Source organism: Rhizobium sullae, assembly GCF_900169785.1.
GTDB classification, from domain to species: Bacteria; Pseudomonadota; Alphaproteobacteria; order Rhizobiales; family Rhizobiaceae; genus Rhizobium; species Rhizobium sullae.
In genome coordinates, this window is record NZ_FWER01000019.1 from 51617 (window position 1) to 76181 (window position 24565).

The window sequence follows — 24565 nt, forward strand, 5'->3', positions numbered from 1 at the left end:
CGCGTGAGAAGAAGCATTCAACTCTGCCTGATGATGGTGGCTGTGCCGATGCCTGCTGCCGCCCAAGCGGAATGGCTGGCCGTCGAACAGGTCAAGCCCTACGCCATCACCGGCAAATCGGGCGCCGAGCTCTACGCATCGATCGGCGAACATGGCCCGAAGGCCGGCATCGGACGCGTGATCGCGCATACGACCTTCAAGCTCACCTGGACCAGGAAGTACGAGCCGCAGCCGGACAAATCCTGCAATCTGACTGTGGCGCGGCCGAAACTGATCATCACGTACACGCTGCCGAAGCCTTCGACGCAGCTACCGTCTGCGACCAAGGTGAGTTGGGAGAGCTTCATTACAGGCGTCGAGACCCACGAGCGCTGGCACGGCGAAACCATCAAGCATATGGTCAAGGCGATCGAGGCCTACAGCCTTGGCCTCACCGCCGCCGACGATCCGGACTGCAGCAAGATCCGCGTCGTGCTGACGAAACGCCTCGGCGAACTCTCCGGCTACCAGCGCCAGCAGGGCCGCGATTTCGACAAGGTCGAGATGGGCCAAGGCGGCAATATCCAGCAGCTCATCCTCAAGCTGGTGAATGGCCCGTAGGCAATTCCAGTCTGCGCGTAATCCCAATGCCGTCCAGAAAGACGTCATCGTGACTGACGACCAGTAGCGCGCCGTCATAGGCACGCAATCCGCTTTCGACCGCAGCGATCGAATCGATGTCGAGATGATTGGTCGGTTCGTCGAGGATAAGGAGCGAGGGTGGTTTCGGTCCGCCCAGAACGCACGCCAAGCCGGCCCGCAGCAGCTGGCCGCCGCTGAGCGTCGATACGATCTGGAGCGCCGCATCGGCCCTGAACATGAACCGGGCGAGCGCCGACCGGCAGGCATTTTCGGCCGCGCGCGGATTTATCCGCAGAAAATTGTCGCGAATCGAGATCGACGGATCGAGCAGGCTCACCTGCTGGTCGAGCATTGCGAACTTGGTCATGACTGAAACCGTCCCGGTCCATGGCTTCAACTCCCCAGTGACAAGCGCCAGCAATGTCGTCTTGCCCGAACCGTTCGGGCCGGTAACGGCGATGCGCTCCGGTCCAACGATCTCAAAGGACAGATCGCTAAGGACCGCATCGGCAGGCCGATAGCCTGCCGTCGCAGAGTCCATTTTCAGCACAACCTTGTTGGCAGGCAGTCCAGCCGGCGGCAGCGTCACCGAAAATGGCTGTAGGATTTCGATCTTGTCGTGCGCGGCGGCGGCGTCTTCAAGCGCCTGGGTACGCCTGCGTTCGGCAAGCCGGGCGTTGTCGCCGCGTGTTGCTTCGCTACGCCGTTTCAATGCGCCGGCGACGATGCGCGGCAAGTCGCCCTTGGCGGCCTTCTTCCGGCCGGCGCGATCCCTGCGCGCTTGCCGTTCGGCTGTCAGTTGCGCGCTTCGCTCAACCTCGGCCACGCGCTTCTCTGCGTCGGCGAGGTCAAGCTGCGCTGCAGCCAGCTCGACAGCCTTGCGCTCCCGGTACTGGCTCCAGTTGCCGCCGTAACGGGTCGCGCCGAGCGACGTCAGCTCGACGATCGCGTCCATGGTTTCGAGCAGTTCCCGGTCATGGCTGACGGCGATGGCTCCCGCCCGCCAGTTTGCGAGCAGGTCGATGACGGCTCGGCGTCCATCGCGGTCGAGATTGTTGGTCGGCTCGTCGAGGATGAGAAAATCGGGCTCGACGAAGATCAGTGCGGCAAGTCCCGCCCGCGTGCGCTGTCCGCCCGACAGCGCGGCAAGACGTGTCCCGGGCTCAGCATCGATCCCGGTGCGATCGAGAGCGGAGGCCATGCGTGCTTCCAGCGTCCAGTTGGCAGACGCAAGCTCTTCGGCCGTCGCTTCGCCCGCCTCGGCCCGCCGAAGGACGGCGAGCGCCTCGGTCACGCCGAAGAGATCGCCAACCGTTTCGTCGGCTTCCACCTGGACGCTTTGGCGCAGCACGCCCAGGCTACCGCCCAAAGCTATCGTCCCGGACTGAGGCTGGAGTTGGCCGGAGATCAACTTGAGAAGCGTCGTCTTGCCAACGCCGTTGCGGCCGACAAGACCTGCGCGGTCCGTGCCGAAGTTCAGATCGAGATTTGAGAAAAGCGGCCGGCCGTCAGGCGTGGACCACGACAGATTGGAGAGAGTGATGGATGCAGGCATGGATATGACGTTCCCCGGTGGCAAGGCGAATTGGCGTTGCGATCGGGTTGAAATCCATTGCTGCACACATCCAGTTGAAATGATCGATTGCCGGCAATTTAAGCGACGAATGTTTCTGGTTCAAGGCGGGCAAGTCGCCATCGGGCGCAAACGAGGCATTCATTTCAAAAATCTCACCCTCCACATGGAATAAAATCACCGCTCCCCGTGTCTCATCTCCGGCAGCGAAAAGCCTGCCGAACGTGAGGAGAGACCCGCATGAAATCCGCAAAATTCTTGATCGCTTTCGCCGTCGCATCCGCTGCGGCAACGGCTGCATTCGCGGCAGAGCCGGTGATGACCGTCGAGACCGCCAAGGGCAAAGTGCTTGCCGGCGAAAACGGCATGACGCTCTACACCTTCAAGAAGGATACGAAGGGCGTTTCCAATTGCTACGACCAATGCGCCAAGAACTGGCCGCCGCTGAAGGCCGCTAGCGATGCGAAGGCCGATGGGGCATATTCGATCATCGATCGCAAGGATGGCACGAAGCAATGGGCCAAGGACGGCATGCCGCTCTATTTCTGGGTGAAGGATACCAAGAAGGGCGATATCACCGGCGATGGCGTGGGCGGCAATTGGGAGCTTGCCAAGCCCTGAGTGAACCGGCGTGAAGACACCCGCACCTGAAACGTTCGAGGGCCAGATCCTGGCCCTCCTTCCCTCGCTCCGGCGCTATTCGCGAAGCCTCACCCGCTCCGACGCCGATGGCGAGGATCTGCTGCAGGACTGTGTCGAGAAAGTGCTTGCCCGCCGTTCGCAGTGGCGCGGCCTGAACCTGCGCGGCTGGGCACTGACCATCATGACCAATCTCTACCGCAACACGCGCCGCCAGACCCCGCCCGGCATGATGGTCGAGCTTGACAGTGCCGAGGTCGTGCCCTCGCCTGAGACGCCCGCCGACCCGCTGGAGCGCTTGCGACTGGAAGATGCGCTGAACAGCCTTTCGGCGGAGAGCCGTGCCGTGCTGATGCTGGTGGTCATCGAAGGCTATACCTACAGCGAGGTGGCCGCCGCGCTCGACATACCCGTCGGCACCGTCATGTCACGCCTGTCGCGCGCCCGCCAGAGGCTTGGGGACCGAATGAAGGCTGACAATGTGATTACGCTTCGGAGACCGAAATGAACGAAACCAACCCGACCGTGCCCGAAGCGGACCTCCACGCCTATGCTGACGGGCAGTTGCCCGAAAGCGCCCGCGCCCGTGTCGAGACATGGCTGCAGGACAATCCCGAGGACGCCGCCAAGGTGACGGCATGGCAGGCACAGAATGCCGCGATCCGCGCGATGTTCGCGCCTTACGAAAAATCCAAGGAAAGCGACATCCTGCTGGTCACGCCGGAGAATGGCACTTCCATTTGGGCAAGACGCTCGGCCATCGCCGCAGCCGCCGTTTTCATCTTCGCGCTTGGCGCCCTTGCCGGTCATTACGGCCCTCCGCTCGTCCAGCAACCCGAGCTGAAGCTTGCCGCTTCCGAGACGCTGCCGGCAGAGGCACAGAACGCATTCCTGGTCTATGCAAGCGAGGTTCGCCACCCGGTCGAGGTCTTCGCCAACGAGGAGGCGCATCTGGCGACCTGGCTCGGCAAACGGCTGTCGATCCCGAACCTGAAGGTGCCGGACCTGCAGTCCCTCGGCTTCCGGCTCGTCGGCGGACGGCTGCTACCGGTGGATGGAAAGCCGGGCGCGATGTTCATGTACGAAAACCAGGCGGGCGAACGCCTGACCGCGCTGGTCGGCCGCAACAAGGCGAACCGGACGACGAGCTTCCGCTTCGCCTCCGCCGGCGGTGTCGAGACGTTCTACTGGATCGACGGCGAACTCGGTTATGCTGTCACCGGCGAGATTTCGCGCGACATGCTGCGGCAGGTGGCCGAGGAGTGCTACAAGCAGTTTCCGTCGTGACGATCAGCGCAGCGGATCGTTGGAAAGCTCGATCGGCTTTCCATGCGGTGTCGCTTCCGCGGCACGCTGCCAGCTCTCCTGCAGCAAACGGACGGTACCAGCATCGGCGATGCCCTTGCTGACAAGGAGCGAGGAAAGCGCTGCAACCCAGCAGTCGAAATAATCGCTGCCGTCGATTGCCCGGCCAGGCGTGTGCAGTTCGACCGAAAGCGTCTCCGCCCATTCGCTCCATGTGAAGAGACTGCGTTCGTGGAGGTGTACCGTCATTGCAAAAGCTGCAGCCGCCCAGGGCTCGGGAAAGACGGGCTCGCCATCGGCGGATTTCGGCAGTTCGGGCAATCGCGCCAGCGGCGAAGCCGTTTCACACAGGCTCAAGATAGCTCTCCCAGGCATCGATCGACACCGTCAGCGAGGAATCGGCGCCCTCGCCCCAGATTTCCTTCCCGTCGAACGCGACGGTATAGACCCATTGCGGATTCTCGCCCTTGCCATGCGCATTGTCGTCCGGGAACACAAAGGAGCCCTGCACCGCCTCGATCACGCCGCTCCTGGCACGCGCATAGCGCGGCAACCGGGTATGCGTTTCCGGATTGAAATTCTTCGTCCGGACCTTGTCGCCGACGGCAAAGCGCGCAGCCGTTTCCACCGGACGGTCGCAAGCGCCTCCGCGCGCCAGAACGCTTGCAACCATATCCGCCTTCAGAACCCGTTTCGGCACCGCTCCGGCCGTCTGCTTGTGCCCGGCGTCGATCTCCGCAGCCGTTGCGAACCCGTGCCGCTCGAGCAGCACTTCCAGCGCCCGCATCCATATTTCATAATAGCTTGCAGAAAGATAATCAGCCGGCGGAATGTTCTCGCGCGCGTGCCGGCTCTCGTCGATCGTCCAGGCGCCGAAGGCACCGCAGGATAGCGTCAGGCCAAGCGCTCGTTTCTCCCATTCGGCATGGAAATACGGCTCGTCCTTTTCAGGCGCGACCGGCCCGAACCCCATCTGTCCGCCAAGATCGTGCGGCCCATTCATGCGGCAACTCCCGGCGCTGAGGCAATTGCTGTTCCGATCATCGCATCGCGGCTGACGAGACCGGCGAGTTGCTGCTCGCTCAGACCTTCCGTTCCCTCGGGACGCTCGGGAATGACGAGATAGCGCAGCTCGGCCGTCGAATCCCAGACGCGGATTTTCTTCTCCGCCGGGAGCGTCAGGCCGAATTCGGCAAGCACGCCGCGCGGATCGATCACGACCCGCGCGCGATAGGCCGGCGCCTTGTACCAGACCGGCGGCAGGCCGAGCACCGACCATGGATAACAGGAGCAAAGCGTGCAGACGACGAGGTTGTGGGTCTCCGGCGTATTGAAGACCGCGCGCATATGTTCGCCTTGCCGTCCGGTATAACCGAGGCTCGCGATCGCCGCCGTAGCATCGGTCTTCAGCCATTCGGCAAACGCGGCATCGCTCCAGGCCTTAGCAACGACATGGGCGCCGTTGCGCGGGCCGATCTTCGTCTCATAGGTCTCGACGATCGCATCGATCGCCGCCGGATCGATCAACCCCTTCTCCGTCAGCACCGTCTCCAGTGCTTTCACACGCGCCTGCATGTCGGAATAGCGGTTGTCGTGATGATGGTCGTGGTCGTGATCAGGATGATCGTGCAAGACGAGGCCCTCCGCGCATGAAACCTTATCTTAAGGCGCTTGGAGGCAACCCGCCAAGCCAATCTATGCGCCTTGCGGTTTTTCGATAATCTCGGCACATGAACATTCTGATTCTCGGCGCAACTGGTTTCATCGGCTCCGCCGTCGCCGCCCGTCTGGCGGCAGATGGCCATGTCGTAAGCGGCCTTGCCCGCACTTCCGTCCAGGCCCGGATCAAATGGCCCGATGTCCGCTGGCTGCGCGCCGATCTCGCGCACATGACCACAGCTGCCGATTGGCAGGAGACACTGAAAGACCAGCATGTGGTCGTCAACTGCGCAGGCGCCCTGCAGGACGGCCTCTCTGACGATCTTGCCGCATCACAGGCAGATGCGATGCTGGCGCTCTATGCTGCGGCCAAGATATCGAACATCCGCCTCATCATCCAGATCTCAGCAAACACGAGTGGTCCAGTTGCCGATCTGCCGTTCCTCGCCACAAAACGCCGCGCCGATAATGCCCTTGCGTCAAGTGGTTTATCTTACGTCATTCTACGCCCGGCGCTCGTTCTCGGCCGCAATTCGCACGGCGGTTCAGCACTCTTACGAGCACTCGCGTCTCTGCCATTTGGGTTGCCGCTTATCCATTCCCAAAGCCCGGTCGAGACGATCGACATCAAGGATGTCGCTGCCGCCGTCAACGCAGCGGTCTCCGGCGAAATTGCCAGTGGAAGCGACGTCGCGCTCGCATCCGGAGAGACGTTAACGCTCTCCGACCTCGTGAAACTGCATCGGACGTGGCTGGGCCTTCCGCCCGCGCCCGTCATCCCCATCCCAACAGCGTTGGCAAAGCCCTTAACTTGGCTTGCCGATATCGCCGGACGCCTCGGCTGGCGCTCACCCTTGCGTTCGACCGCCATGGCCGTCATGTCCAAGGGCGTCACAAGCAGCGGAACGATTCCGACCATCCCCAGCGGCTCGGCCGCGGCTACACTGGCAGCCAACCCGTCGGGCATTCAAGATCTGTGGTTCGCGCGCCTCTATCTGCTGAAGCCGCTGATGGTCGTATGCCTCGCACTGTTTTGGTTGCTATCCGGCATTATTCCGCTTCTGTCGCCAAAAGCGGCAAGTCAGCCTCTTCTACCCTTCATGCCGACCGCCGCGGCGATGGCACTCACCCTTTCACCTGCGCCGTCGACATCGCGCTCGGTGCAGCACTCCTTTTCCGGCCCATCGCCCGCAAAGCCCTCCTTGGCATGCTCGCCGTTGCTGTCGCCTATCTGGCCGGAGGTTCACTTCTGGAGCCCGAACTTTGGCTCGATCCGCTGGGACCGCTCGTCAAAGTCCTGCCGTCGTTGCTGCTGACGCTCGTCACCCTCGCCGTCCTGGATGAACGCTAATGCTTGCGCAATGTCTCCTGCACGCCCACGTGATCGGCGCAACGGTCCTCTTCGGAACAGGTGCGGGCATCGCCTTCTTCATGGTCGCGGCGCACCGGACACGCGATCCAAAACTGATTGCGCATGTCGCGGGGACAGTAGTGGTTGCCGATACGCTCTTCACGGCCACGGCCGTCATTCTCCAGCCGGTGACAGGGGTATCTGCTTGCCCGCATCGTCGGCTGGGATTTCAGTGAAGGCTGGATCGCGCTTTCCCTCCTGCTCTATGTCGTCACCGGCCTCTTCTGGCTGCCGGTCGTTTGGATACAGATCAGGCTTCGCGACCTGGCGCGGTGGGCAAGCACCAGCGGCGTTCCGCTTCCGGACGAATATTTCCGCCTCTAGCGGATATGGTTCGCGTGCGGTTTCCCCGCATTCTTCGCCGTCGCCGGCATTCTCTGGCTGATGCTCAACAAGCCCTCGCTCGCATTAATTTAGCTGCCGCAGCGTTAGCTAAATTGCCGTACGTCATGTGGGATGCGATCAAGGTCAACCCTGCGATGGCGTAAACACCTGAAACAAAAGAGCTAATCCCAATGATCCCGAGGCCAAATCCGGTTTGCGTGATATCCTTCGCCGGCTTGCAAGCAGGGGAAAGGCATTGCGATGAACAGGATCATTCTTCCCGCATTCGCTGTCGCTACTGTTTTTGCTTCTTGGGCGACCGCCGGCGATTACCACAATCTAAAAGAGGGCGAGTACCAAATTCCCGGACATCCCTATAAGTCCGCGGAGAACTGTCCGCGCATCGCACCGGTCGGCGAGTTCGACCGCCGCTGCGACATCCCGCTCTTGGGCTACCGCAACTTTACCGACCCGACGATCATAGTGCAGTCTGGCGGGTTATGATCGAATCGGCGGACGACTGCTTTGGATCGTCCGCCTTCTCCGTCGAAGGATCTTCCCATTATTTCAACATCGGCCAGAGGCTAACCACCAAGAGCGCCGCCATGGTGACGTTGAACCATTTGAGCCGTACCGGGTCGGATAGCCATTCGCGCAATGCGGAGCCGAAACCGGCCCAAGTCGAAACACTCGGAACGTTGACCGCCGCAAAGGCCAGGCCGACGATCAGCACGCTTGCGACGTAAAGTTCTGGATTGGTGTAAGTCGCCATCGCCGTCACTGCCATAACCCAGGCCTTGGGATTGACCCATTGGAAGGCGGCTGCCGCAACGAATGACATCGGCTTGACGCTTTCCATGCCCTCGCTCAGCGACCGTGACGTCGCGATCTTCCAGGCGATCCGGACAAGATAGATGCCGCCCCCGAATTTCAGCGCTGTATAAAGCGCAGGCACCGTATGCAGCAACGCGCCGAGCCCGAGGCCGACGCCGAGAAGCAGCGAGAAAAACCCAGCGCCAATGCCGAACATATGCGGGATCGTCCGGCGAAAGCCAAAATTCGCGCCCGATGCAAAAAGCATCATGTTGTTCGGCCCCGGCGTGATCGAGGTCGTGAAGGCAAAAAGAACGAGTGCCAGAAACGTATCCAGCGGCATGGAACCTCCCGCGGATCGTCATCAACCACGTCGATCCCTGTCAATCAGGCAGCTAACCGACCATTATTCCTTAAGCCAGATAATCATTGTCACAGTGACAGGATTGCTTGAAAGATGACGCGGCTGCGCAATCTTTGGAAGAAAAACGGAAGATTCGGCCATGCAAGACGACCCCATTCCCAAGATCACCTTTCCGAACGGCATCGAAGTCCCGGCCCTCGGCCAGGGCACCTGGAACATGGGAGAGCGGGCGTCGGAAGCCGAGCGCGAAATCTCGAGCCTCAAGGCCGGCATCGAGCTCGGCATGACACTGATCGACACGGCCGAAATGTACGGCGAGGGCGACTCCGAACGCATCGTTGGCCGCGCCATCAAGGGCCGGCGCGACGGGCTGTTCATCGTGACCAAGGTCTATCCGTGGAATGCCAGCCGCAGGGGGACGATCGAGGCCTGCGAGAGAAGCCTCTCCCGTCTTGGTGTCGACCAGATCGATCTCTACTTGCTGCATTGGCGTGGTGAACATCCGCTTGCCGACACGGTCGAGGCCTTCGAGGACCTGAAGGACGCCGGAAAGATCGGCACCTGGGGTGTTTCGAATTTCGATATCGGCGACATGGAGGAACTGCTTACCGTCCCAGGCGGCAGGCTTGTCGCCACCAACCAGGTTCTCTACAATCTCGCGCGGCGCGGCATCGAGTACGATCTACTGCCTTGGTGCCAGAAGCACGATATCCCGGTCATGGCTTATTCGCCGATCGAGCAGGGCCGCATCCTGCACAATCCCGAGCTCATCCGCATCGCCAAGGCCAATCAGGCGACACCGGCGCAGGTTGCCCTCGCCTTTCTTCTCGAACGCGACGGCGTAATCGCCATCCCGAAGACGTCGAATGCCGAACGCGCCGCCGAAAACCGCGATTGCGTATCGCTCGATATCAGCGACGAGGATTGGGCAGCCCTCGACGCCGCCTTCCCGCCGCCGACTCGCAAATCGGCGCTCGAAATGCTCTGAAAAGGCGGCGGCGAGCCAGACGCCGGTTCACATTCCCTGCGGGCCGCGGTTCATGGCCGCGATGCCTGTGCGGCAGACTTCGATCAGGCCGAGCGGCTTCATGATCGCCACGAACTGATCGATGTTCGAGGACTTGCCTGTGATTTCCAGAATGAAATGCTCGACGGTCGCATCGACTACTTTGGCATGGAAGGCATCGGCAAGACGCAACGTCTCGGCGCGCGTTTCGCCGGTCCCGACCACCTTGACGAGCGCCACTTCCCGTTCGATCGGCCGCTCCTGCCCGAGTTCGCGGGCGCGCACCGTCAGATCCACGACGCGATGCACCGGCACGATGCGCTCGAGCTGCGCCTTGATCTGCTCCAGCACATGCGGCGTACCGCGCGTCACGATGGTGATGCGCGACAGATGCGCCTGATGCTCAGTTTCGGAGACCGTCAGACTTTCGATGTTGTAGCCCCGGCCGGAGAAGAGGCCGATGACGCGGGCAAGGACGCCTGGCTCGTTATCGACGAGGATCGAAAGGGTATGGTTCTCGGCGGCTGCGGTTTCCGGCGAGATGAAGTAGGCGGAGCCTGTCGGCTGTAGATGTGCGTTCATTGTCTTGGCTTCCTCACCTTCGATATCAAACGAGCTGACGGCCCTTGGCGTCGATCGCATTGGCGACCGCTTCGTCCGTGGCTTCGTCCGGCAGCAGCATCTCGTTATGCGCCTTGCCCGACGGGATCATCGGGAAGCAGTTGGCGAGATTGGCGACGCGGCAATCCAAGATGACCGGCTTTTTCACGTCGATCATCTCCTGGATCGTACCGTCGAGGTCATCCGGCTTTTCGCAGCGCAGGCCGACGGCGCCATAGGCCTCCGCCAGCTTCACGAAGTCCGGCATCGCCTCCGTATAGGAGTTGGACAGCCGGTTGCCGTGCAGCAGCTGCTGCCACTGGCGGACCATGCCCATGTATTGGTTGTTCATGATGAAGATCTTGATCGGCGCATTGTGCTGGATCGCCGCCGACATTTCCTGGATGCACATCTGGATCGAGGCATCGCCGGCAATATCGATGACGAGGCTTTCGGGATGGGCGATCTGCACGCCGAGCGCTGCGGGCAGGCCGTAACCCATCGTGCCGAGGCCGCCCGAGGTCATCCAGCGGTTCGGCTGTTCGAAGCCGAAGAACTGCGCTGCCCACATCTGATGCTGGCCAACTTCGGTGGTGATGTAGGTGTCGCGGTCCTTTGTCAGTTCATAAAGACGCTCGAGCGCGTATTGCGGCATGATGACGTCGTTACTCTTCGTGTAGGCGAAGGAATTGCGCGCGCGCCAGCGTGCGATGCTCGTCCACCAGTCGGAAAGTTGGCCCTTCTCCGGCCTCTTCGGCAGGGCACGCCACAGGCGGACCATGTCTTCCAGCACGTACGCGACGTCGCCGCGGATGGGGATGTCGACGCGAACGTTCTTGTTGATCGAGGACGGGTCGATGTCGATGTGGATCTTCTTGGAATTCGGTGAGAAGGCATTGATGCGGCCGGTAATGCGGTCGTCGAAGCGGGCGCCGATGCAGACCATGACGTCGCAATCGTGCATCGCCATGTTGGCCTCGTAGGAACCATGCATGCCGAGCATCTTCAGCCAGTTTTTGCCGGAGGCCGGATAGGCGCCAAGGCCCATCAGCGTCGAAGTGATCGGGAAGTCGGTGAGTTCCACCAGCTCGCGCAGTAGCCTGCAGGCTTCCGGACCGGAATTGATGACGCCGCCGCCGGAATAGATGACAGGACGGCGCGCATTGGCCATCAGCTCGATTGCCGCATGAATCTGGTTGAGATCGCCCTGGAGTTTCGGCTGATAGCTTCTCTGAATCGTATGATCGGACGGCGGCGTATAGGTGCCTGTCGCGAACTGGACGTCCTTCGGAATATCGACGACGACCGGGCCGGGCCGGCCGGACTGGGCGATGCGGAAGGCTTCATGGATAACGGCAGCGAGCTCGTTGACATCCTTGACCAGCCAGTTGTGCTTGGTGCAAGGCCGCGTGATCCCGACGGTATCGCATTCCTGGAAGGCGTCTGAACCGATGAGCGAGGTCGGCACCTGGCCGGTGAGGCAGACGAGCGGGATCGAATCCATCAGAGCGTCCTGCAGCGGCGTGACGGCATTGGTTGCACCCGGACCGGAGGTGACCAGCATGACGCCGACCTTGCCGGTCGAGCGGGCATAGCCTTCGGCGGCATGGCCGGCGCCCTGCTCATGGCGGACGAGGATATGCTTGATCTCGTCCTGCTGGAAGATCTCGTCATAGATCGGCAGCACGGCGCCGCCCGGATAGCCGAAGAGATGCTCGACACCGTTGTCCTTCAGCGCCCGCAGAACGATTTCCGCTCCTGTCATCCGATTGTCTGCCGTCTGCTTGTCCGTGCCCGTCATGTTTTCTGTTCCATTTTGACTGCTGGGATTGAGGTCTTTGGTGCGGATGCCTGGATTTCAGGCATAAAAAAAGGCCCCAGAGGGAGCCTGTCATCTAGCGCATGGGTGGCTGTCGCCGGATGGTTACACCATCCTGCCCATGCGCTTTCCCACCACAATAAGAACCGCTGCGATTTTCATGGGCGCAATTGATAGACAGAAAATTTCACAGCGTCAACGCTTGCCGAAATAAAAAATCGGCGCCCGGCGCACCATGCCGCGTCGGCTATCCCATTAAGAAACAAGGTCCCGGAAGGATTTTGTTAAAGGATAAATCATAGGATTGCTGGCTAACGTAGGGAGTGGGCCGTTGCTCAACAACGACTTGCAAACGTCAGGCACAGCCAGCGAGCAGGACCGCCGCGACAATCTAACCCCCGGGAATCGCTTCCTTGGCCGTGTCGTCGCGTGCAGCGGTTCCCGCGCGACCATCGCCGCCATCGCGGAGGCCGGAGGCACCGATCTTACCGAACTCTGGTCCGTGGGCCGCCTGATCTCGATCAGCGTCGGCCGAAACCGCGTCGTCGCTCTCGTCTATGCCATGAACACCGGCACGCATGCCTGGGGCGAAGGACAGGACAACTATTTCAGGATCGAGACCGAACTGCTCGGCGAGGTTCGTGTCGAGGAAGACGGCCGCGAGGAATTCTCGACCGGAATTTCGTGCTACCCCCATCTTGGGGCTATCGCCCACCGCATCCGCGCCGCCGATCTGATGCGCATCTACGACGCCGGCGCCGGAACGACGGCGGTCATCGGCAAGCTCACCCAGGACGAAAGCATCGACGCGGCGATCCACGTCCCGTCGATGCTCTCCAAGCATTTCGCGATCGTCGGCTCCACCGGCGTCGGCAAATCCACGGCCGTCTCCCTGCTTTTGCATAAGGCGATAGAAGCTGATCCGAAACTGCGTGTCCTGATCCTCGATCCGCACAACGAATTCGCCGCCGCCTTCCCGAAGCATTCGGTCGTGATCGACACCGACACGCTCGACCTGCCCTTCTGGCTGATGCGGCTTGAAGAATTCGCCGAAGTCGTCTTTCGCGGCCGCACGCCGGTGCCGGAAGAACTCGACATGCTTCGCGACATCATGCCGGACGCCAAGCGCGCCTTCCGCGGCAGCGACAATTCGCTCGTCCGGCGCACGACCGAAAAGAGCTCGATCACCGCCGATACGCCAGTCCCCTACCGCATGGCCGACCTGCTGGCGCTCATCGACGAGCGCATCGGCCGTCTCGAAGGCCGTGCCGAGAAGCCCTTCCTGCGCTCATTGAAGATGCGCATCATCGCGGCGATCAACGATCCGCGCTACCACTTCATGTTCTCCAACAACACGATCAGCGACACGATCATGGACACCGTGGCGCAGATCTTCCGCATTCCCGGCGACGGCCGGCCGATCTGCACGTTCCAGCTTTCCGGCATCCCGTCGGAAGTGGTGAATTCAGTCGCTTCTGTTCTTTGCCGCATGGCCTTCGAAATCGGCCTCTGGAGCGACGGCGCCGTTCATATGCTTGTCGTCTGCGAGGAAGCGCACCGCTATGTTCCGGCTGATCCGAATCTCGGCTTCATCCCGACCCGCCAGGCGATTGCCCGTATCGCCAAGGAAGGCCGCAAATACGGCGTCTCGCTTGGCATCATCACGCAGCGCCCCGGCGAACTCGACCAGACGATCCTCTCGCAGTGCTCGACGCTGTTTGCCATGCGCCTTGCCAACGACCGCGACCAGGACATCATCCGCTCGGCAATCCCGAACTCGTCGATCTCGACGACAAGCTTCATCTCCTCGATCGGCAACGGCGAAGCGATCGCCTTCGGCGAGGCGATCAGCGTGCCAATGCGCATGCGCTTTTCGCGGGTCGAGCAGCATTTGCTACCAAAGGCGAACGGGGCGACCGCCAAACATTCCGACGAAGATCCCGACACCGTCGATCTGCGCAAGATCGTGACGCGCATGCGCGCCGTCAGCGGCGGGCCGGATATTTCGTCCTTCCAGCAAAGCTACAGCACAGCGCAGAGCGACATGCTGTTCGACGACGAAGAGCCGCCGGAGGATGTGCCCTATCCGGCACCCGTCTCTGCCCCACCGCTGGCACCGACCGATTCCTACAGGCCGGACATGCTGCCGCGCAGCGATGCACCTCGCGAGCCGCAAACCGTACCGCCGCAGACATCTCTGGACAGCCGCCTGGAAGCTCTTCGGCGCGAGATGCGCCTCGAGGAGACAGTTCCTCAGAAACCGGCATTCTCGCAGGATTCCACCGCTACGCCGCGCCGCGAGCCCGGCATGTCGCTCCGCGACAGCATTCTCAAGAAGCCGCTGAGCAGCCTCTACAACAAGGATTGAGTGCTTACTGCCCCTGAGGTTGCCTGGTAGCAGCGGCAATTACGCTCAGGTGGCGCTCTATCAGCGTCAGAAAGGCGATCGTTCCGCAGACCAGCGCGGCGACCGCGATGCCAGCGATCGCGCCGACGATCGCTCCGATCACGAACATTCCGGACCCGCCCTGAGCCGAGGCGGTGGTTGCGCCGGAGAGCGTGCAAAATGCCAGGATGACGACTGCGATCAAGGCATTGATGGAAGCGAGCGTCTTTGCAAGAAAATTGTTCATGGCATCCTCGGTCCGATGGTTTCTGTTCCTAGTGATTATAACGAGCTGACAAACTTGGAGCTTACGCGCTGATCACGGCTGCGGCGATGTCAGGTGCTTCCAGCTCTCGTCCATCTGATTGCGAAACCAGGTCATCTGCCGCTTGGCATATTGCCGCGTCGCAGCGGCACCCTTTTCGATCACTTCGCTGCGCGTCATCTCGCCTTTCAGCATGGCCGCAATCTGCGAGACGCCGATTGCCTTCATCACCGGCATTTCCGGTGAAAGGCCGAGCGCCAAAAGCGTCTTGACCTCATCTTCAGCACCCTGCTCCAGCATTTTCTCGAAGCGCCCGTTGATGCGCTGGTGGAGCACAGCGCGCTCCGGCAGGACGACGACCTTTTCAGCGCTTGCCGGATCGACGATCACCGGCCCTGCCCGTTCTTGGTAACGCAGAATCGATTGCCCCGTTGCCGCCACGACCTCCAGGGCACGCACGATGCGCTGCCCGTCCTGGATGCTGAGACTGCCTGCAGCCGCCGGATCGAGCCTGACAAGCTCGGCATGCAGCGCCTCCGCTCCTTCATCCAGCAAACGCGCCCGCAGGCGGGTGCGGATCTCCTCCGGTATCGCCGGCATATCCGATAGGCCGCCGGTCAGCGCCTTGAAGTAAAGCCCCGTCCCGCCTACGAAAACCGGCAATTGCCCCTTGGCGCGTAGCTCGGGCAGCAACACCGTGACGTCGCGCAGCCAGGCCCCCGTCGAATAGAGATCGCCGGCCGGCACATAACCGTAGAGATGATGCGGCACGCCCTGCATCTCCGCCTCGGACGGCCGCGCGGTCAGGATGCGAAGCGTATCGTAGACCTGCATGCTGTCGGCGTTGATGACAGCGCCGCCGTGGCGTTTCGCCAATTCCACAGCAAGCGCGGACTTGCCGCTGGCAGTCGGCCCGGTTATCAGGATCGCACTTGTTGCGCTCAGAAGGTTTTCCATATGGCTCTCGTTGCCACGCTTGTTGCCAATCCGTCAAATCCCGTCCTCACGCCGAGGTTCGCCGAACAGGCCGCCGAAACCGTGAAGGCATCCGGGCTCTACTGGCTGGCGGATGGTATCGCCTGCGATATCGCCCTTCGCGACGGCACCGATACGCAAGCCGCAGAGGCGAATATCCTCGCCATCATCGCCAGCGCGCCGATCGATCTGGTCGTCCAGGAGGCCGAAACGCGCCGCAAGAAACTGCTGATCGCCGACATGGATTCGACGATGATCGGACAGGAGTGCATCGATGAGCTCGCCGCCGAAGTCGGCCTCAAGGACGAGGTCGCAGCTATCACGGCGCGTGCCATGAACGGCGAGATCGCTTTTGAACCCTCCCTTCGCGAACGCGTGGCGCTTCTGAAGGGCCTGCCCGTCTCGGTCGTCGACGAGGTCATCGCTAAGCGCATCACGCTGACGCCAGGCGGTCCGGAACTGATCGCCACGATGAAATCGAAAGGCTGTTACACCGCCCTCGTCTCCGGCGGCTTCACTGTCTTCACCAACCGCATTGCCGCAATCCTCGGCTTCGACGAAAACCGCGCCAACATCCTTCTCGAAGAGGACGGCCAGCTCTCCGGCTTCGTCGCCGAGCCGATCCTCGGCAAGCAGGCCAAGGTGGATGCGCTCAGCGACATTTCCGCGAGGCTCGGCATCTCCACCGAAGAAGCGATTGCCGTCGGCGACGGCGCCAACGATCTCGGCATGATCCATCTTGCCGGTTCCGGCGTCGCCTTGCACGCCAAACCCACCGTCGCCGCCGAAGCGAAAATGCGCATCAACCACGGCGATCTGACCGCGCTCCTTTATATCCAGGGCTACCGCAAGACGGATTTTGTGACGCCATGACAGTGATCGCGACGACGGAGCGTCTGCTTTTGCGCAATTGGACGGATGCGGACCGGCCACTTTTCCACGAGATCAATTCCGATCCCGAAGTGATGGAATTCTTCGCCTTCCGCCGCGGCCGCGCCGAAGCAGATTCGATGCTGGACGGCATCCGCGATGCCATTGCCACCACAGGGCTTGGCTTCTATGCCATGGCCCTGAAGGAAACCGACGAACCGATCGGCTTTTGCGGCCTCTGGAAGCCAGATCTCGAACCGTTCCTCCCGGCGGGCACAATCGAAATCGGCTGGCGCCTTGCGAAGCGGCATTGGGGCAAGGGATATGCGACAGAAGCGGGAGAGGCGGCACTCCGCCATGGCTTCACCCAATTTGCTCCTCCTGAAATCGTCTCTTTCGCGGTAACGGACAATCATCGTTCCACCGCGGTCATGCGCCGGCTTGGCCTGCATCACGATCCGCACCGCGATTTCGACCATCCCCGCGTTCCCGACACGCATCCGCATCTAAAACGCCACGTGCTCTATGCGATCAGCCGTCAGCAATGGGAACGAGGGATCGGCTGACGCCGTATGCCCTTGCGGCTGTCGTCGCTGACCAGAGGAAGAGGATGTGCTGCATTCCGGCACGAACGGGTTGCGGGATGCGTCTCGGTCTATCCTTCGTCAAAATCGGGAAAGCCGTACTCTATTCCCCTCGACGAGCTTGATGCATGGGACGAAAAGACCACGGTGCAGTGCCGTGCATCTAAAGAATCCCAGTCGCTGACTTGCACCACGGATCCGAAGCGACCGCTCCTCGATGCGGCCATCGAATGGAATCATGCGGTGCTTCATGCGGCGAGCGAACGACTGTTCGAAGGGTCGGTAGAGGGCAACGTGTCGGTGAAGGTTGCCGCGATTGCGGACTGGATCGAGAACCGCGATCCACACACCGTCTTGCTTTCCGGCAATGTAAAGGTTGAGCAGGCTGACATCGCACTGAAACGCGCAGTGTCCGCGGCGGACGTGTCCGAGCCGCTCGCATGTCTCTTTCGCCTGCTCGCGCTCGACCCGATCGAGATCCGAGTTTTCCTTCTCGCATTCGGACCGGAGTTCGATCCCCGCTACCAGCGCTGGATTTCGCTGCTGCTGGACGATTCCAGCCAACGCGTGGGAACCCTCGGCCTGTTCGCTGAACTGCTGGGGGACCTTCCGAAATTGTCGGGCATATCGCGTCGGCTGACCGGCTGTCGTTCTGGCGGCTGTTCGACACGAAGGCAGGCGCGGCAGTTAGACGACTTGAATGGAAAGATCTTCGCTTGGGAAAGTTTGGTTGCAGGGGCGTGAAACCACAGAGACTTGTATGGCCTTCTTCGGATGTAAGCACTGATAAGCAGCCCATGCCTCGAAGCACATTCGCGCCGGTGGTCAACGAGCAGATTCGCGTGTCAGAAAATGGAGACTGCCGCCTAACTCGGAAACGACGAGCCGCCGCTCGTCCCAAACGAGGACAGACACTGGTCGCGTCAGGCCGTCGAGAATGATCTTTCGGTTGAGTGTCATTTTATTGAGCTCGAGCAACCGCCCGCTGCCCTTCCGAAAACCTTCTTTTTGGCTATAAGTGCCGTGTTCGAGGACAAGCATCTCTCCATCATTGTCGAAAGCGATACTCACTGGCGCATTAAGTCCTTCGACCTCGAGCTGCGGCTTCAATGCATGTTCGGCTTCGGGAAGCGAAACGATCTTTCCAGCACCAGCAAGGAAAGGAAAGCCGCCAAACAACGCAATATAGAGGCGCCCGTCTCGAAGGGCGATCCCGGTCGGCACCGCGTCGACTTCGTAGCTGTTGCCTTCCGCGAACTCCGTCGGCGAAAGGCTGCGCAATCCCGTGACCGCTTCCGACATGCGGCGGAATGTCATGAGCGTGCTTTTCCGGCCGTCCGCCTGCAGGCGTTCGATACTGTTTCGCGCGGAGTCGATCACATAGTAGGTTCCGCCCGCCACGATGAAATCGAACGGATTCCAGAAATCGCTGCTGATGATACGGGCCCGACCGGCGGCGTCGATCGCAACAAGAGCGTGATCGAACGGACCCTCATCGGAATTGACCGGTGTCCATCCCTGGGCGACCACAAAGACATCGCCGGCCCGGACGACACGATAGGGACCGGTCGGGTCGCCGATCACGTCGAGGCCATGAGGAAATATCGGACCGAATGCGACAAGCTTGCCATCCATGCTACGCCGGTAAAGCCGGCCGCTGGAGAGGTCGCTGACGAGCAAGCCCCCAGCATCACGGGACAGGCCGGCGAAAGCGGCGCCCGGCATGTTAAAGGTCTCGAGTTTGTAGCCGGGCGCAACCGCCGGCTCAGCGCCAGCGCCGGCTGCTAGGGACAGAAGACCAGTGACGATAATCAAGGCACAGAACGGACGCATCGGAAGCCACCATTGGCTGAGAACCGGAATTCGGGATCATAGGCGAGGCGATAGGTCGTGGTAAGGTGATTGGGATCGCTGTTCCATGAGCCGCCGCGAAGCACGCGGTATAGCCCGGTGCTTCCTGCGAAGGTCCCGCCTTCATACGGCGCATAGTAATCGTTGGTCCATTCCCAGACATTGCCGATCAGATTGAGTACGCCCTCTTGGCTCGCGCCGGCAGCAAAGGCATCCGCAGGCGCGGTCATTGCGTAGCCATCGCGCGCGTCGGCGGTGCAACAGGCATCCGATCCGGAATTTGCCCGCATATTGTCGGGGGGCGCGGCGCCCCATGGAAACGCGCCGCCCTCCGTTCCTCGCGCTGCCCTCTCGTATTGCTGCTCCGACGGGAGAGCCAATCCGTAGTGGCGGCAAAAGGCATCGGCGTCTTCCCAGTTCACCCCGACCACCGGCCTGTCGTCCAATCCCAGGATCGGATGATTTGCGTAGAAGGCCTGACGGTGACCGCTAGCATTGATGAAGCGTCTATATTGCCGATTGGTGATCTCGGTACGATTAATCGCGAACGCTCGACCCTCCCGCGCGCGGCGCGGTCGTTCGTTTTCGGGGCCGCCGTCACGGCCAAAGACGAACGCGCCCGCAGGAATTTCAATCAACGGATTTCCAATGATCGGGCCGACATCGGCAGCGGCCGCGCGGAATGCAAGGGTGACCGCTATCGCCGCCACGCAAACGCTAGAAGTCAACACGATATTGCGTCTCTCCATCGAATAGAAACACCCGATCCGTGGCAACCTTGACGCCGATCTGCTGGTCGATCTGACCGGTGAAATTCTTGTCGGCGCGCAAGGTCATGAGCTGGCCACCCAACCGCAGGCTGACAAGCGTGTTTTCGCCGGTGAGTTCCACCGAATAGATCGGCGCAACCAGGTTGACGTCCGCATCCGCGGCTTCGGTCGGATGGACGTCTTCCGAGCGGACACCGAGGACGGCGCGAGAGAGGTTTGCCTGGCCGATACCCGCCACCTTGAGGCCGGCACTAACGAATACACCGTTCCTCACTTCCCCCGGAATCAGGTTCATCGGCGGCGAGCCTATAAATCCGGCGACGAAGAGGGTGCGCGGATCGTTGTAGATTTCTCGCGGCGTCCCGAGTTGCTCGATCACACCCTTGTTCATCACCGCCACGCGGTGGGCAAGCGTCATGGCTTCTATCTGGTCGTGGGTGACGTAGATCGTCGTGACCTGCAGTTCATGTTGAAGGTGCTTCAGCTCGGCGCGCATCTGGGTGCGAAGCTTGGCATCGAGATTGGACAGCGGCTCGTCCATGAGAAAGACACGTGGCGTACGGACGATCGCGCGAGCGAGAGCAACTCGCTGGCGCTGACCGCCGGAAAGTTCCTTCGGCAGACGTGACAACATCGAGTCGAGCTCCACACGCCGTGCGACTTCGGCTATCCGTCGCTTGCATTCAGCGGGCGGCACTTTGCGGATCTTCAGCGGGTAGCCGATATTGTCTTCAACGGTGAGATGCGGATACAAAGCATATGACTGGAAGACCATTGCAACGTCGCGATACTTGGGCAAAACACCATTGATGCGGTCCGCATCGATGTAGATATCACCCAACGTCGCTTCCTCGAGACCCGCAACCATGCGCATGGTCGTTGTCTTGCCGCAACCGGAAGGTCCGAGCAGAACGAGAAATTCTTTGTCCCTGATCTCGAGGTTGAAATTTGTCACGGCGACGAATTCGCCGAACTTCTTGCAGACGTTTTTGAACGTGACGGACGCCATAGGCTTCAACCTTTGACGGCGCCCAGGGACAACCCCCGGACGAGGTGCTTCTGGACGATGAAGGCGAAGATGACGATCGGCACGCACGCCATGAACCCGGCCGCACTGATTTCGCCCCAATAGGTGCTGTACTGCGTTACGCGCCCGGCAATACCGATCGGCAGCGTCTGCGACTGCTCGGTCAGCGTAACGATGAGAGACAACAGAAACTCGTTCCACGAGATGATCAGACAGAAGATTGCGGTAGCTGCCAGCCCGGGCCGGGCGAGAGGCAACGCCACGTGCAGGAATGCGCCCCATCGCGTGTCGCCGTCAACAATCGCTGCCTCCTCCAGCTCAACCGGAAGATCCTGGAAATAGCTCTTCATCATCCACGTCGCGAAGGGCAGATTGAACGCGGTGTAGGCGACGATGAGGGCCGACTTCGTGTTGAGCATGTCGAAATAGTTGAAGAACAGATAGAGCGGAATAATGCTGACGATGGGCGGCATCATGCGCGTCGACAGGATCCAGAACGAAATCTGCTTCCGCCACTGCCACGGATAGCTGAACCGTGCCAGGGCGTAGCCCGCCATGGTGCCGAAGGTCACGGAAACGACGGTCGTTCCTACGGCGACGAGAAAGCTGTTCAGGGCATAGCGCAGGAACGGTCGTTCGATGAACGCCTGGTCATAGTGTTTCAGCGTCGGGTTTAGGGGCAGCCACTCCGGCGGCACTGCGAAAATGTCGATATCAAACTTGAATGAGTTCGATGCAATCCAATAGATGGGAAAAAGTGTGACGACCAGCGCGACGAGGATTGTCAGATAGGCCGACAAGCGGATGAGCACCTCTCTGGTGCGGCTGCGCGCGCGTATGGTTTTTGCCATTGTCATGGTTAGTCCGCTAGCCGCATGCGTTTCATGAACCAAGTGCTCAGAATGATCGTCACAAATAGCACGAAAAGCGACATCGCCGCCGCGTAGCCGGGATCGGCGAAGCGGTAGGCGACCTGATAGATGTAAAGGCTCAAGACCTTGGTCCGGTCAGCCGGGCCTCCTCCCGTCAGGATGAAGACTAGATCGAAAAGACGCAGTGCATCCATGACACGCAGGAGCAAGGCAATGGCGATAACCGGCTTGAGGAAGGGCAGCGTCAAGTCCCGGAACTGCTGCCAGGACGAGGCGCCGTCGAGCGCGGCGGCCTCGTAGGGCTCAACCGGCAGGCTGGCCAATCCCGCCAACATCAGAAGGAATATGAACGGCGTCCATTGCCAGACATCGGCGACGATGATCGAGAACATCGCGAGATTCACGTCGCCCGCCCATGCCTGCAATGGCAGACCAAGGCGGAACATGATTTCGTTCAGGACGCCGAACTGGGGCTCATAGATGAGCTTCCATGTGATCGCGACCGCGATCGGCGGCAGCATCATGGGAATCATCAGGACGGTCTTCAGAAAAGTCAGCCTTCGGATGAATTTATCGAGGAGCAGCGCCAGACCGAGACCAAGCAGGAATTCGGTCGCCACCGCCGTGACTGTGAATATGATGGTGTTCCATAGCGCGACATGAAATTGCGCGTCAGAAAGAAGCCGCGCGAAATTGCCAGCACCGACGAATTCCCAGGGCAGATCGGGATTCGGGCTGATTTTGTGAACCGCCGCATAGAACATGTAGAGGCTGGGAAAGATCGTCAGCCCCAGCAATATGAGGACCGTCGGGGCAAGCATGAGGAAGCGCAGGTGACGCTCTGCCCAGCGCTCCAGACCACTACCCGGCCGGAACTCTGCGGTCGATGTGCCGCTTTCGGACGTCAACATTGTCCTCTTCCGTAGAGCCCCATCCCGGCCTGGGTCCGCAAACCCGGGTCCGCCTGGCGGCAAAAAGAGCGCCGCGCATCCGATTGGACACGCTAGAGACGCTCTATCCCTTTGAATCTGCGCATAACCTTTCCGACATCGTTATGCGCTAGTAAATGTTCGTAATCCGTGAGACCGCCTCCTGAGCATTCTTCAGGGCCTCTTCTGGTGTGACCGTGCCCGCGACGGCTTTGGAAAGCTCTATGCCGAAGGCATTTTCGATCTCCGGCCACTTCGGGTGACGCGGACGGGGGGTCGAGGCCTGGATCGCCTCCATCAGCACTGGATAGTGTCGGAACTTCTCTTGCGAGGTCAGTTCCGGATCGGTGAAGACCGAGGTCCGCACAGGCGGATTGCCGCGTGTGGCGGAAATCTTTATCTGTTCGGCCGAGGTCGCCCACACCATGAAGTCGAAGGCTTCCTGCTTGTTCTTGGAAGCGGACATGATGCCCATGGTCCAATGGCCGATTTCCGAGCTGCCCGGTTTGGTCCCAGCGGGAATGGGGCCGTAGGAGATCTTGCCAACCATCTTCGACTGGCTCGGATCTTCGAAGGTCGCAACCCAGTTCGGCCAGTTGATCGATGAAGCAGCAGTACCGGCGGCTAGCGCCGTGCCGACCTCGTTGGCATTGTAGCTCTCCACGCCTTTCGGCGAGACGTCGCGCAGAGCCATGAATGTCTTCATGGCAGCGGCCCCTTCCGGCGTGTCGATCGTTACCTTAGTTCGGTCGGAGTTGAACATATCAGCGCCATAGGACCAGAAGATCGGCATGAAATCGGCAACCACGGGGTTGCCCTGACCGCCGCGGAAGACGTAGCCGAAATAACGGCCACCTCCGTTTTCGGTCAGCATCTTGCTCGCCTTCAGTACGTCGTCCCAGGTCTTCGGGGCATCGACGCCGGCTTCCTTGTACTTGGCAGCGTCATAAAAGAACATCTGCGCATTTCCCACATAGGGCAGGCATACATAGGGTCCCGTATTGTAAGGGTTGCGGCAGACCGCCAGCGACTTCGAAAGGAAATCGCTGTCCGGTCCTTCCATTCCGGCCTCCTTGAAGAAAGGCGTTAGATCCTCCAGATGTCCGTTCTCGGCGAAAAATGGAATCCACGGGTCGTCCATGAGGATGATATCGAAGACGCCGGACTTGGTGGCGCCGGCATTGGCGCCCTGCTCGAACACGTTGGCATAAGGCGCCTGAACGGCCTCCACCTTCGTGCCCTTCATCTTCGCGTAGTCTTCAGCGGCGGCTCTAAGGCCGTCGCCCTCGCTGCCCGAAGGTACGAGGATGGTGATGTCAGCCCATGCGGCTCCGTTGATCGCGAGTGCGGACGTCGCAATAGCCAAGGTGAGAAACAATTTGCGAAGCATCGTACACCTCCCATTCCGAGCTGTTATCCAGAGGCCTTTCATAGGGGGCCCCGCCCTTACGGGCATGGCGGAAAATGCTACTTCGACGCCTGTGCAAACCACTTTCCGACAAACCGAAACATCCCCCGCATCTCCTCCTGGAGCCGGGCGCATTCCCGGCGTTAATTTTATCACATCGAGAGCTATATTTAGAGAGCTTATATTAGCATTCTGTGGACTTTCGCCCTAGCCAGTCAGAGAGGTTCGGGAACTAGGTTCTTGGTTTCCTAGTGCCTGGTTGTGCCATTGTTCCCGCGGCAACTCATCGCTTGCGATTATTTTTCTACACGCAAAAAGGCTCGCCTGTTTTGAACTGACCCCATAAAGTTGGATGACAACCTTCGGTTTCAGTTCATTTTGGCGGGCTTTGCACTGGTTGCGGGGGAGCGCAACCAACGATTCCTGCGATTGATCGAGCGACACATATCAAGGCTCGCAGCATAAACGGCCAGCGGTGGCCTTGAATGGAGTCC

26 protein-coding genes and 2 pseudogenes are annotated in these 24565 nt (G+C 60.6%); 13 read left to right on the forward strand and 15 right to left on the reverse strand.

From position 1 onward, the window contains the following. Nucleotides 1-30: 30 nt before the first annotated feature. Entirely contained in the window at nucleotides 31-600 is a 570-nt protein-coding gene (locus BN1800_RS18745) for a DUF922 domain-containing Zn-dependent protease (protein ID WP_087000073.1), read from the forward strand. On the opposite strand, the gene BN1800_RS18750 is transcribed toward BN1800_RS18745, so the two are convergent. Next, complete coding sequence (locus BN1800_RS18750) at nucleotides 578-2176, reverse strand: ABC-F family ATP-binding cassette domain-containing protein (RefSeq protein ID WP_087000075.1); 1599 nt, start codon at nucleotides 2174-2176, stop codon at nucleotides 578-580. The two genes, BN1800_RS18745 and BN1800_RS18750, sit on opposite strands and share 23 nt — an antisense overlap. On the opposite strand from BN1800_RS18750, the gene BN1800_RS41445 reads away from it, so the two are divergent. The 4 genes from BN1800_RS41445 to BN1800_RS18770 all read left to right on the forward strand — a co-directional run bounded on the left by BN1800_RS41445 (nucleotide 2163) and on the right by BN1800_RS18770 (nucleotide 4120). Beyond that, the gene (locus BN1800_RS41445) at nucleotides 2163-2369 is read left to right on the forward strand and encodes a hypothetical protein (RefSeq protein WP_179213823.1); all 207 of its coding nucleotides are present in this window, start codon (nucleotides 2163-2165) and stop codon (nucleotides 2367-2369) included. The two genes, BN1800_RS18750 and BN1800_RS41445, sit on opposite strands and share 14 nt — an antisense overlap. A 65-nt stretch (nucleotides 2370-2434) precedes the next feature. After that, nucleotides 2435-2815 carry a COG4315 family predicted lipoprotein gene (locus BN1800_RS18760; protein WP_027508900.1) on the forward strand — a complete coding sequence of 127 codons (381 nt, stop codon included), beginning with the start codon at nucleotides 2435-2437 and terminating at the stop codon, nucleotides 2813-2815. Between the two features lie 10 nt (nucleotides 2816-2825). Next, on the forward strand, nucleotides 2826-3341 hold the full coding sequence (locus tag BN1800_RS18765; protein ID WP_087000079.1) for an RNA polymerase sigma factor: 516 nt from the start codon (nucleotides 2826-2828) through the stop codon (nucleotides 3339-3341). Beyond that, nucleotides 3338-4120, forward strand: a complete 783-nt coding sequence (locus BN1800_RS18770) for an anti-sigma factor family protein (protein ID WP_087000081.1) — start codon at nucleotides 3338-3340, stop codon at nucleotides 4118-4120. The genes BN1800_RS18765 and BN1800_RS18770 overlap by 4 nt, the downstream gene beginning before the upstream one ends. Before the next feature lie 3 nt (nucleotides 4121-4123). Here the strand turns inward: BN1800_RS18770 and BN1800_RS18775 are convergent, their stop codons facing one another. Genes BN1800_RS18775 through nthA form a run of 3 tightly spaced genes read right to left on the reverse strand, consistent with a single transcriptional unit; the run spans nucleotide 4124 to nucleotide 5770 of the window. Continuing rightward, entirely contained in the window at nucleotides 4124-4495 is a 372-nt protein-coding gene (locus tag BN1800_RS18775) for a nitrile hydratase accessory protein (RefSeq protein ID WP_087000083.1), read from the reverse strand. Further along, the gene (gene nthB, locus BN1800_RS18780; protein WP_087000085.1) at nucleotides 4482-5141 is read right to left on the reverse strand and encodes a nitrile hydratase subunit beta; all 660 of its coding nucleotides are present in this window, start codon (nucleotides 5139-5141) and stop codon (nucleotides 4482-4484) included. Before nthB ends, BN1800_RS18775 begins: the two co-directional genes overlap by 14 nt. Beyond that, nucleotides 5138-5770 (reverse strand): nitrile hydratase subunit alpha, encoded by a 633-nt coding sequence (gene nthA, locus BN1800_RS18785; RefSeq protein WP_087000086.1) that lies wholly within the window; start codon nucleotides 5768-5770, stop codon nucleotides 5138-5140. Before nthA ends, nthB begins: the two co-directional genes overlap by 4 nt. A 98-nt stretch (nucleotides 5771-5868) precedes the next feature. Between nthA and BN1800_RS18790 the strand changes: the two are divergent. The 3 genes and pseudogenes from BN1800_RS18790 (at nucleotide 5869) to BN1800_RS18800 (ending at nucleotide 8036) form a co-directional block, all read left to right on the forward strand. Next, nucleotides 5869-7148 (forward strand): annotated as a pseudogene (locus BN1800_RS18790) (SDR family oxidoreductase). After that, nucleotides 7148-7625, forward strand: a pseudogene (locus tag BN1800_RS18795) (DUF2269 family protein). Before BN1800_RS18790 ends, BN1800_RS18795 begins: the two co-directional pseudogenes overlap by 1 nt. Nucleotides 7626-7793: 168 nt before the next feature. Next, nucleotides 7794-8036: a hypothetical protein gene (locus BN1800_RS18800; protein ID WP_037141234.1), complete on the forward strand. Its 243-nt coding sequence runs from the start codon at nucleotides 7794-7796 to the stop codon at nucleotides 8034-8036. Between the two features lie 58 nt (nucleotides 8037-8094). Here BN1800_RS18800 and BN1800_RS18805 read toward each other — a convergent pair whose 3' ends face one another. Continuing rightward, nucleotides 8095-8688 (reverse strand): LysE family translocator, encoded by a 594-nt coding sequence (locus tag BN1800_RS18805; protein ID WP_087000088.1) that lies wholly within the window; start codon nucleotides 8686-8688, stop codon nucleotides 8095-8097. A 160-nt stretch (nucleotides 8689-8848) separates the two neighbouring features. Here BN1800_RS18805 and BN1800_RS18810 point away from each other — a divergent pair, with 160 nt between their 5' ends. Further along, the gene (locus BN1800_RS18810) at nucleotides 8849-9697 is read left to right on the forward strand and encodes an aldo/keto reductase (RefSeq protein WP_087000090.1); all 849 of its coding nucleotides are present in this window, start codon (nucleotides 8849-8851) and stop codon (nucleotides 9695-9697) included. A gap of 27 nt (nucleotides 9698-9724) precedes the next feature. Here BN1800_RS18810 and ilvN read toward each other — a convergent pair whose 3' ends face one another. Next, nucleotides 9725-10297 (reverse strand): acetolactate synthase small subunit, encoded by a 573-nt coding sequence (ilvN, locus tag BN1800_RS18815; RefSeq protein WP_087000150.1) that lies wholly within the window; start codon nucleotides 10295-10297, stop codon nucleotides 9725-9727. A gap of 25 nt (nucleotides 10298-10322) precedes the next feature. After that, nucleotides 10323-12116: an acetolactate synthase 3 large subunit gene (locus BN1800_RS18820; RefSeq protein ID WP_027508890.1), complete on the reverse strand. Its 1794-nt coding sequence runs from the start codon at nucleotides 12114-12116 to the stop codon at nucleotides 10323-10325. Between the two features lie 349 nt (nucleotides 12117-12465). Here BN1800_RS18820 and BN1800_RS18825 point away from each other — a divergent pair, with 349 nt between their 5' ends. Further along, nucleotides 12466-14502: an ATP-binding protein gene (locus BN1800_RS18825; protein ID WP_087000092.1), complete on the forward strand. Its 2037-nt coding sequence runs from the start codon at nucleotides 12466-12468 to the stop codon at nucleotides 14500-14502. Between the two features lie 4 nt (nucleotides 14503-14506). Here the strand turns inward: BN1800_RS18825 and BN1800_RS18830 are convergent, their stop codons facing one another. Both BN1800_RS18830 and miaA read right to left on the reverse strand, forming a co-directional pair. Continuing rightward, nucleotides 14507-14767 carry a hypothetical protein gene (locus BN1800_RS18830; RefSeq protein WP_027508888.1) on the reverse strand — a complete coding sequence of 87 codons (261 nt, stop codon included), beginning with the start codon at nucleotides 14765-14767 and terminating at the stop codon, nucleotides 14507-14509. Between the two features lie 72 nt (nucleotides 14768-14839). Beyond that, the gene (gene miaA, locus BN1800_RS18835) at nucleotides 14840-15742 is read right to left on the reverse strand and encodes a tRNA (adenosine(37)-N6)-dimethylallyltransferase MiaA (protein ID WP_087000094.1); all 903 of its coding nucleotides are present in this window, start codon (nucleotides 15740-15742) and stop codon (nucleotides 14840-14842) included. Here miaA and serB point away from each other — a divergent pair, their 5' ends adjacent. Genes serB through BN1800_RS41985 form a run of 3 tightly spaced genes read left to right on the forward strand, consistent with a single transcriptional unit; the run spans nucleotide 15743 to nucleotide 17958 of the window. Beyond that, nucleotides 15743-16633, forward strand: a complete 891-nt coding sequence (gene serB, locus BN1800_RS18840; RefSeq protein ID WP_087000096.1) for a phosphoserine phosphatase SerB — start codon at nucleotides 15743-15745, stop codon at nucleotides 16631-16633. It begins immediately after the preceding gene. Beyond that, entirely contained in the window at nucleotides 16630-17196 is a 567-nt protein-coding gene (locus BN1800_RS18845) for a GNAT family N-acetyltransferase (protein WP_087000098.1), read from the forward strand. Before serB ends, BN1800_RS18845 begins: the two co-directional genes overlap by 4 nt. A gap of 6 nt (nucleotides 17197-17202) precedes the next feature. Further along, complete coding sequence (locus BN1800_RS41985) at nucleotides 17203-17958, forward strand: hypothetical protein (RefSeq protein ID WP_210191282.1); 756 nt, start codon at nucleotides 17203-17205, stop codon at nucleotides 17956-17958. Between the two features lie 81 nt (nucleotides 17959-18039). Here the strand turns inward: BN1800_RS41985 and BN1800_RS18855 are convergent, their stop codons facing one another. The 6 genes from BN1800_RS18855 to BN1800_RS18880 form a co-directional block, all read right to left on the reverse strand. After that, entirely contained in the window at nucleotides 18040-19047 is a 1008-nt protein-coding gene (locus tag BN1800_RS18855) for a ScyD/ScyE family protein (protein WP_087000102.1), read from the reverse strand. Further along, on the reverse strand, nucleotides 19026-19796 hold the full coding sequence (locus BN1800_RS18860; protein WP_244564550.1) for a formylglycine-generating enzyme family protein: 771 nt from the start codon (nucleotides 19794-19796) through the stop codon (nucleotides 19026-19028). The genes BN1800_RS18855 and BN1800_RS18860 overlap by 22 nt, the downstream gene beginning before the upstream one ends. After that, on the reverse strand, nucleotides 19783-20844 hold the full coding sequence (locus BN1800_RS18865; RefSeq protein ID WP_087000106.1) for an ABC transporter ATP-binding protein: 1062 nt from the start codon (nucleotides 20842-20844) through the stop codon (nucleotides 19783-19785). Before BN1800_RS18865 ends, BN1800_RS18860 begins: the two co-directional genes overlap by 14 nt. A gap of 5 nt (nucleotides 20845-20849) precedes the next feature. Then, nucleotides 20850-21719 carry a carbohydrate ABC transporter permease gene (locus BN1800_RS18870; RefSeq protein WP_179213824.1) on the reverse strand — a complete coding sequence of 290 codons (870 nt, stop codon included), beginning with the start codon at nucleotides 21717-21719 and terminating at the stop codon, nucleotides 20850-20852. Between the two features lie 2 nt (nucleotides 21720-21721). Beyond that, a complete protein-coding gene (locus BN1800_RS18875; protein ID WP_087000108.1) occupies nucleotides 21722-22645 on the reverse strand; it encodes a carbohydrate ABC transporter permease in 924 nt (307 codons plus the stop codon). Between the two features lie 148 nt (nucleotides 22646-22793). Then, nucleotides 22794-24053, reverse strand: coding sequence for an ABC transporter substrate-binding protein (locus BN1800_RS18880; protein ID WP_087000110.1), 1260 nt, complete (start codon nucleotides 24051-24053; stop codon nucleotides 22794-22796). Nucleotides 24054-24565: the final 512 nt, after the last annotated feature.

What these genes read in the sequence shown, in the direction of transcription:
- BN1800_RS18745 (WP_087000073.1), top strand. Translation starts at nt 31, where the DNA reads ATGATGGTGGCTGTGCCGATGCCTGCTGCCGCCCAAGCGGAATGGCTG.
- BN1800_RS41445 (WP_179213823.1), top strand. Translation starts at nt 2,163, where the DNA reads ATGGATGCAGGCATGGATATGACGTTCCCCGGTGGCAAGGCGAATTGG.
- BN1800_RS18750 (WP_087000075.1), bottom strand. Translation starts at nt 2,176, where the DNA reads ATGCCTGCATCCATCACTCTCTCCAATCTGTCGTGGTCCACGCCTGAC.
- BN1800_RS18760 (WP_027508900.1), top strand. Translation starts at nt 2,435, where the DNA reads ATGAAATCCGCAAAATTCTTGATCGCTTTCGCCGTCGCATCCGCTGCG.
- BN1800_RS18770 (WP_087000081.1), top strand. Translation starts at nt 3,338, where the DNA reads ATGAACGAAACCAACCCGACCGTGCCCGAAGCGGACCTCCACGCCTAT.
- nthB (WP_087000085.1), bottom strand. Translation starts at nt 5,141, where the DNA reads ATGAATGGGCCGCACGATCTTGGCGGACAGATGGGGTTCGGGCCGGTC.
- BN1800_RS18800 (WP_037141234.1), top strand. Translation starts at nt 7,794, where the DNA reads ATGAACAGGATCATTCTTCCCGCATTCGCTGTCGCTACTGTTTTTGCT.
- BN1800_RS18805 (WP_087000088.1), bottom strand. Translation starts at nt 8,688, where the DNA reads ATGCCGCTGGATACGTTTCTGGCACTCGTTCTTTTTGCCTTCACGACC.
- BN1800_RS18810 (WP_087000090.1), top strand. Translation starts at nt 8,849, where the DNA reads ATGCAAGACGACCCCATTCCCAAGATCACCTTTCCGAACGGCATCGAA.
- ilvN (WP_087000150.1), bottom strand. Translation starts at nt 10,297, where the DNA reads ATGAACGCACATCTACAGCCGACAGGCTCCGCCTACTTCATCTCGCCG.
- BN1800_RS18820 (WP_027508890.1), bottom strand. Translation starts at nt 12,116, where the DNA reads ATGACGGGCACGGACAAGCAGACGGCAGACAATCGGATGACAGGAGCG.
- BN1800_RS18830 (WP_027508888.1), bottom strand. Translation starts at nt 14,767, where the DNA reads ATGAACAATTTTCTTGCAAAGACGCTCGCTTCCATCAATGCCTTGATC.
- miaA (WP_087000094.1), bottom strand. Translation starts at nt 15,742, where the DNA reads ATGGAAAACCTTCTGAGCGCAACAAGTGCGATCCTGATAACCGGGCCG.
- serB (WP_087000096.1), top strand. Translation starts at nt 15,743, where the DNA reads ATGGCTCTCGTTGCCACGCTTGTTGCCAATCCGTCAAATCCCGTCCTC.
- BN1800_RS18845 (WP_087000098.1), top strand. Translation starts at nt 16,630, where the DNA reads ATGACAGTGATCGCGACGACGGAGCGTCTGCTTTTGCGCAATTGGACG.
- BN1800_RS41985 (WP_210191282.1), top strand. Translation starts at nt 17,203, where the DNA reads ATGCCCTTGCGGCTGTCGTCGCTGACCAGAGGAAGAGGATGTGCTGCA.
- BN1800_RS18855 (WP_087000102.1), bottom strand. Translation starts at nt 19,047, where the DNA reads ATGCGTCCGTTCTGTGCCTTGATTATCGTCACTGGTCTTCTGTCCCTA.
- BN1800_RS18865 (WP_087000106.1), bottom strand. Translation starts at nt 20,844, where the DNA reads ATGGCGTCCGTCACGTTCAAAAACGTCTGCAAGAAGTTCGGCGAATTC.
- BN1800_RS18870 (WP_179213824.1), bottom strand. Translation starts at nt 21,719, where the DNA reads ATGACAATGGCAAAAACCATACGCGCGCGCAGCCGCACCAGAGAGGTG.
- BN1800_RS18875 (WP_087000108.1), bottom strand. Translation starts at nt 22,645, where the DNA reads ATGTTGACGTCCGAAAGCGGCACATCGACCGCAGAGTTCCGGCCGGGT.
- BN1800_RS18880 (WP_087000110.1), bottom strand. Translation starts at nt 24,053, where the DNA reads ATGCTTCGCAAATTGTTTCTCACCTTGGCTATTGCGACGTCCGCACTC.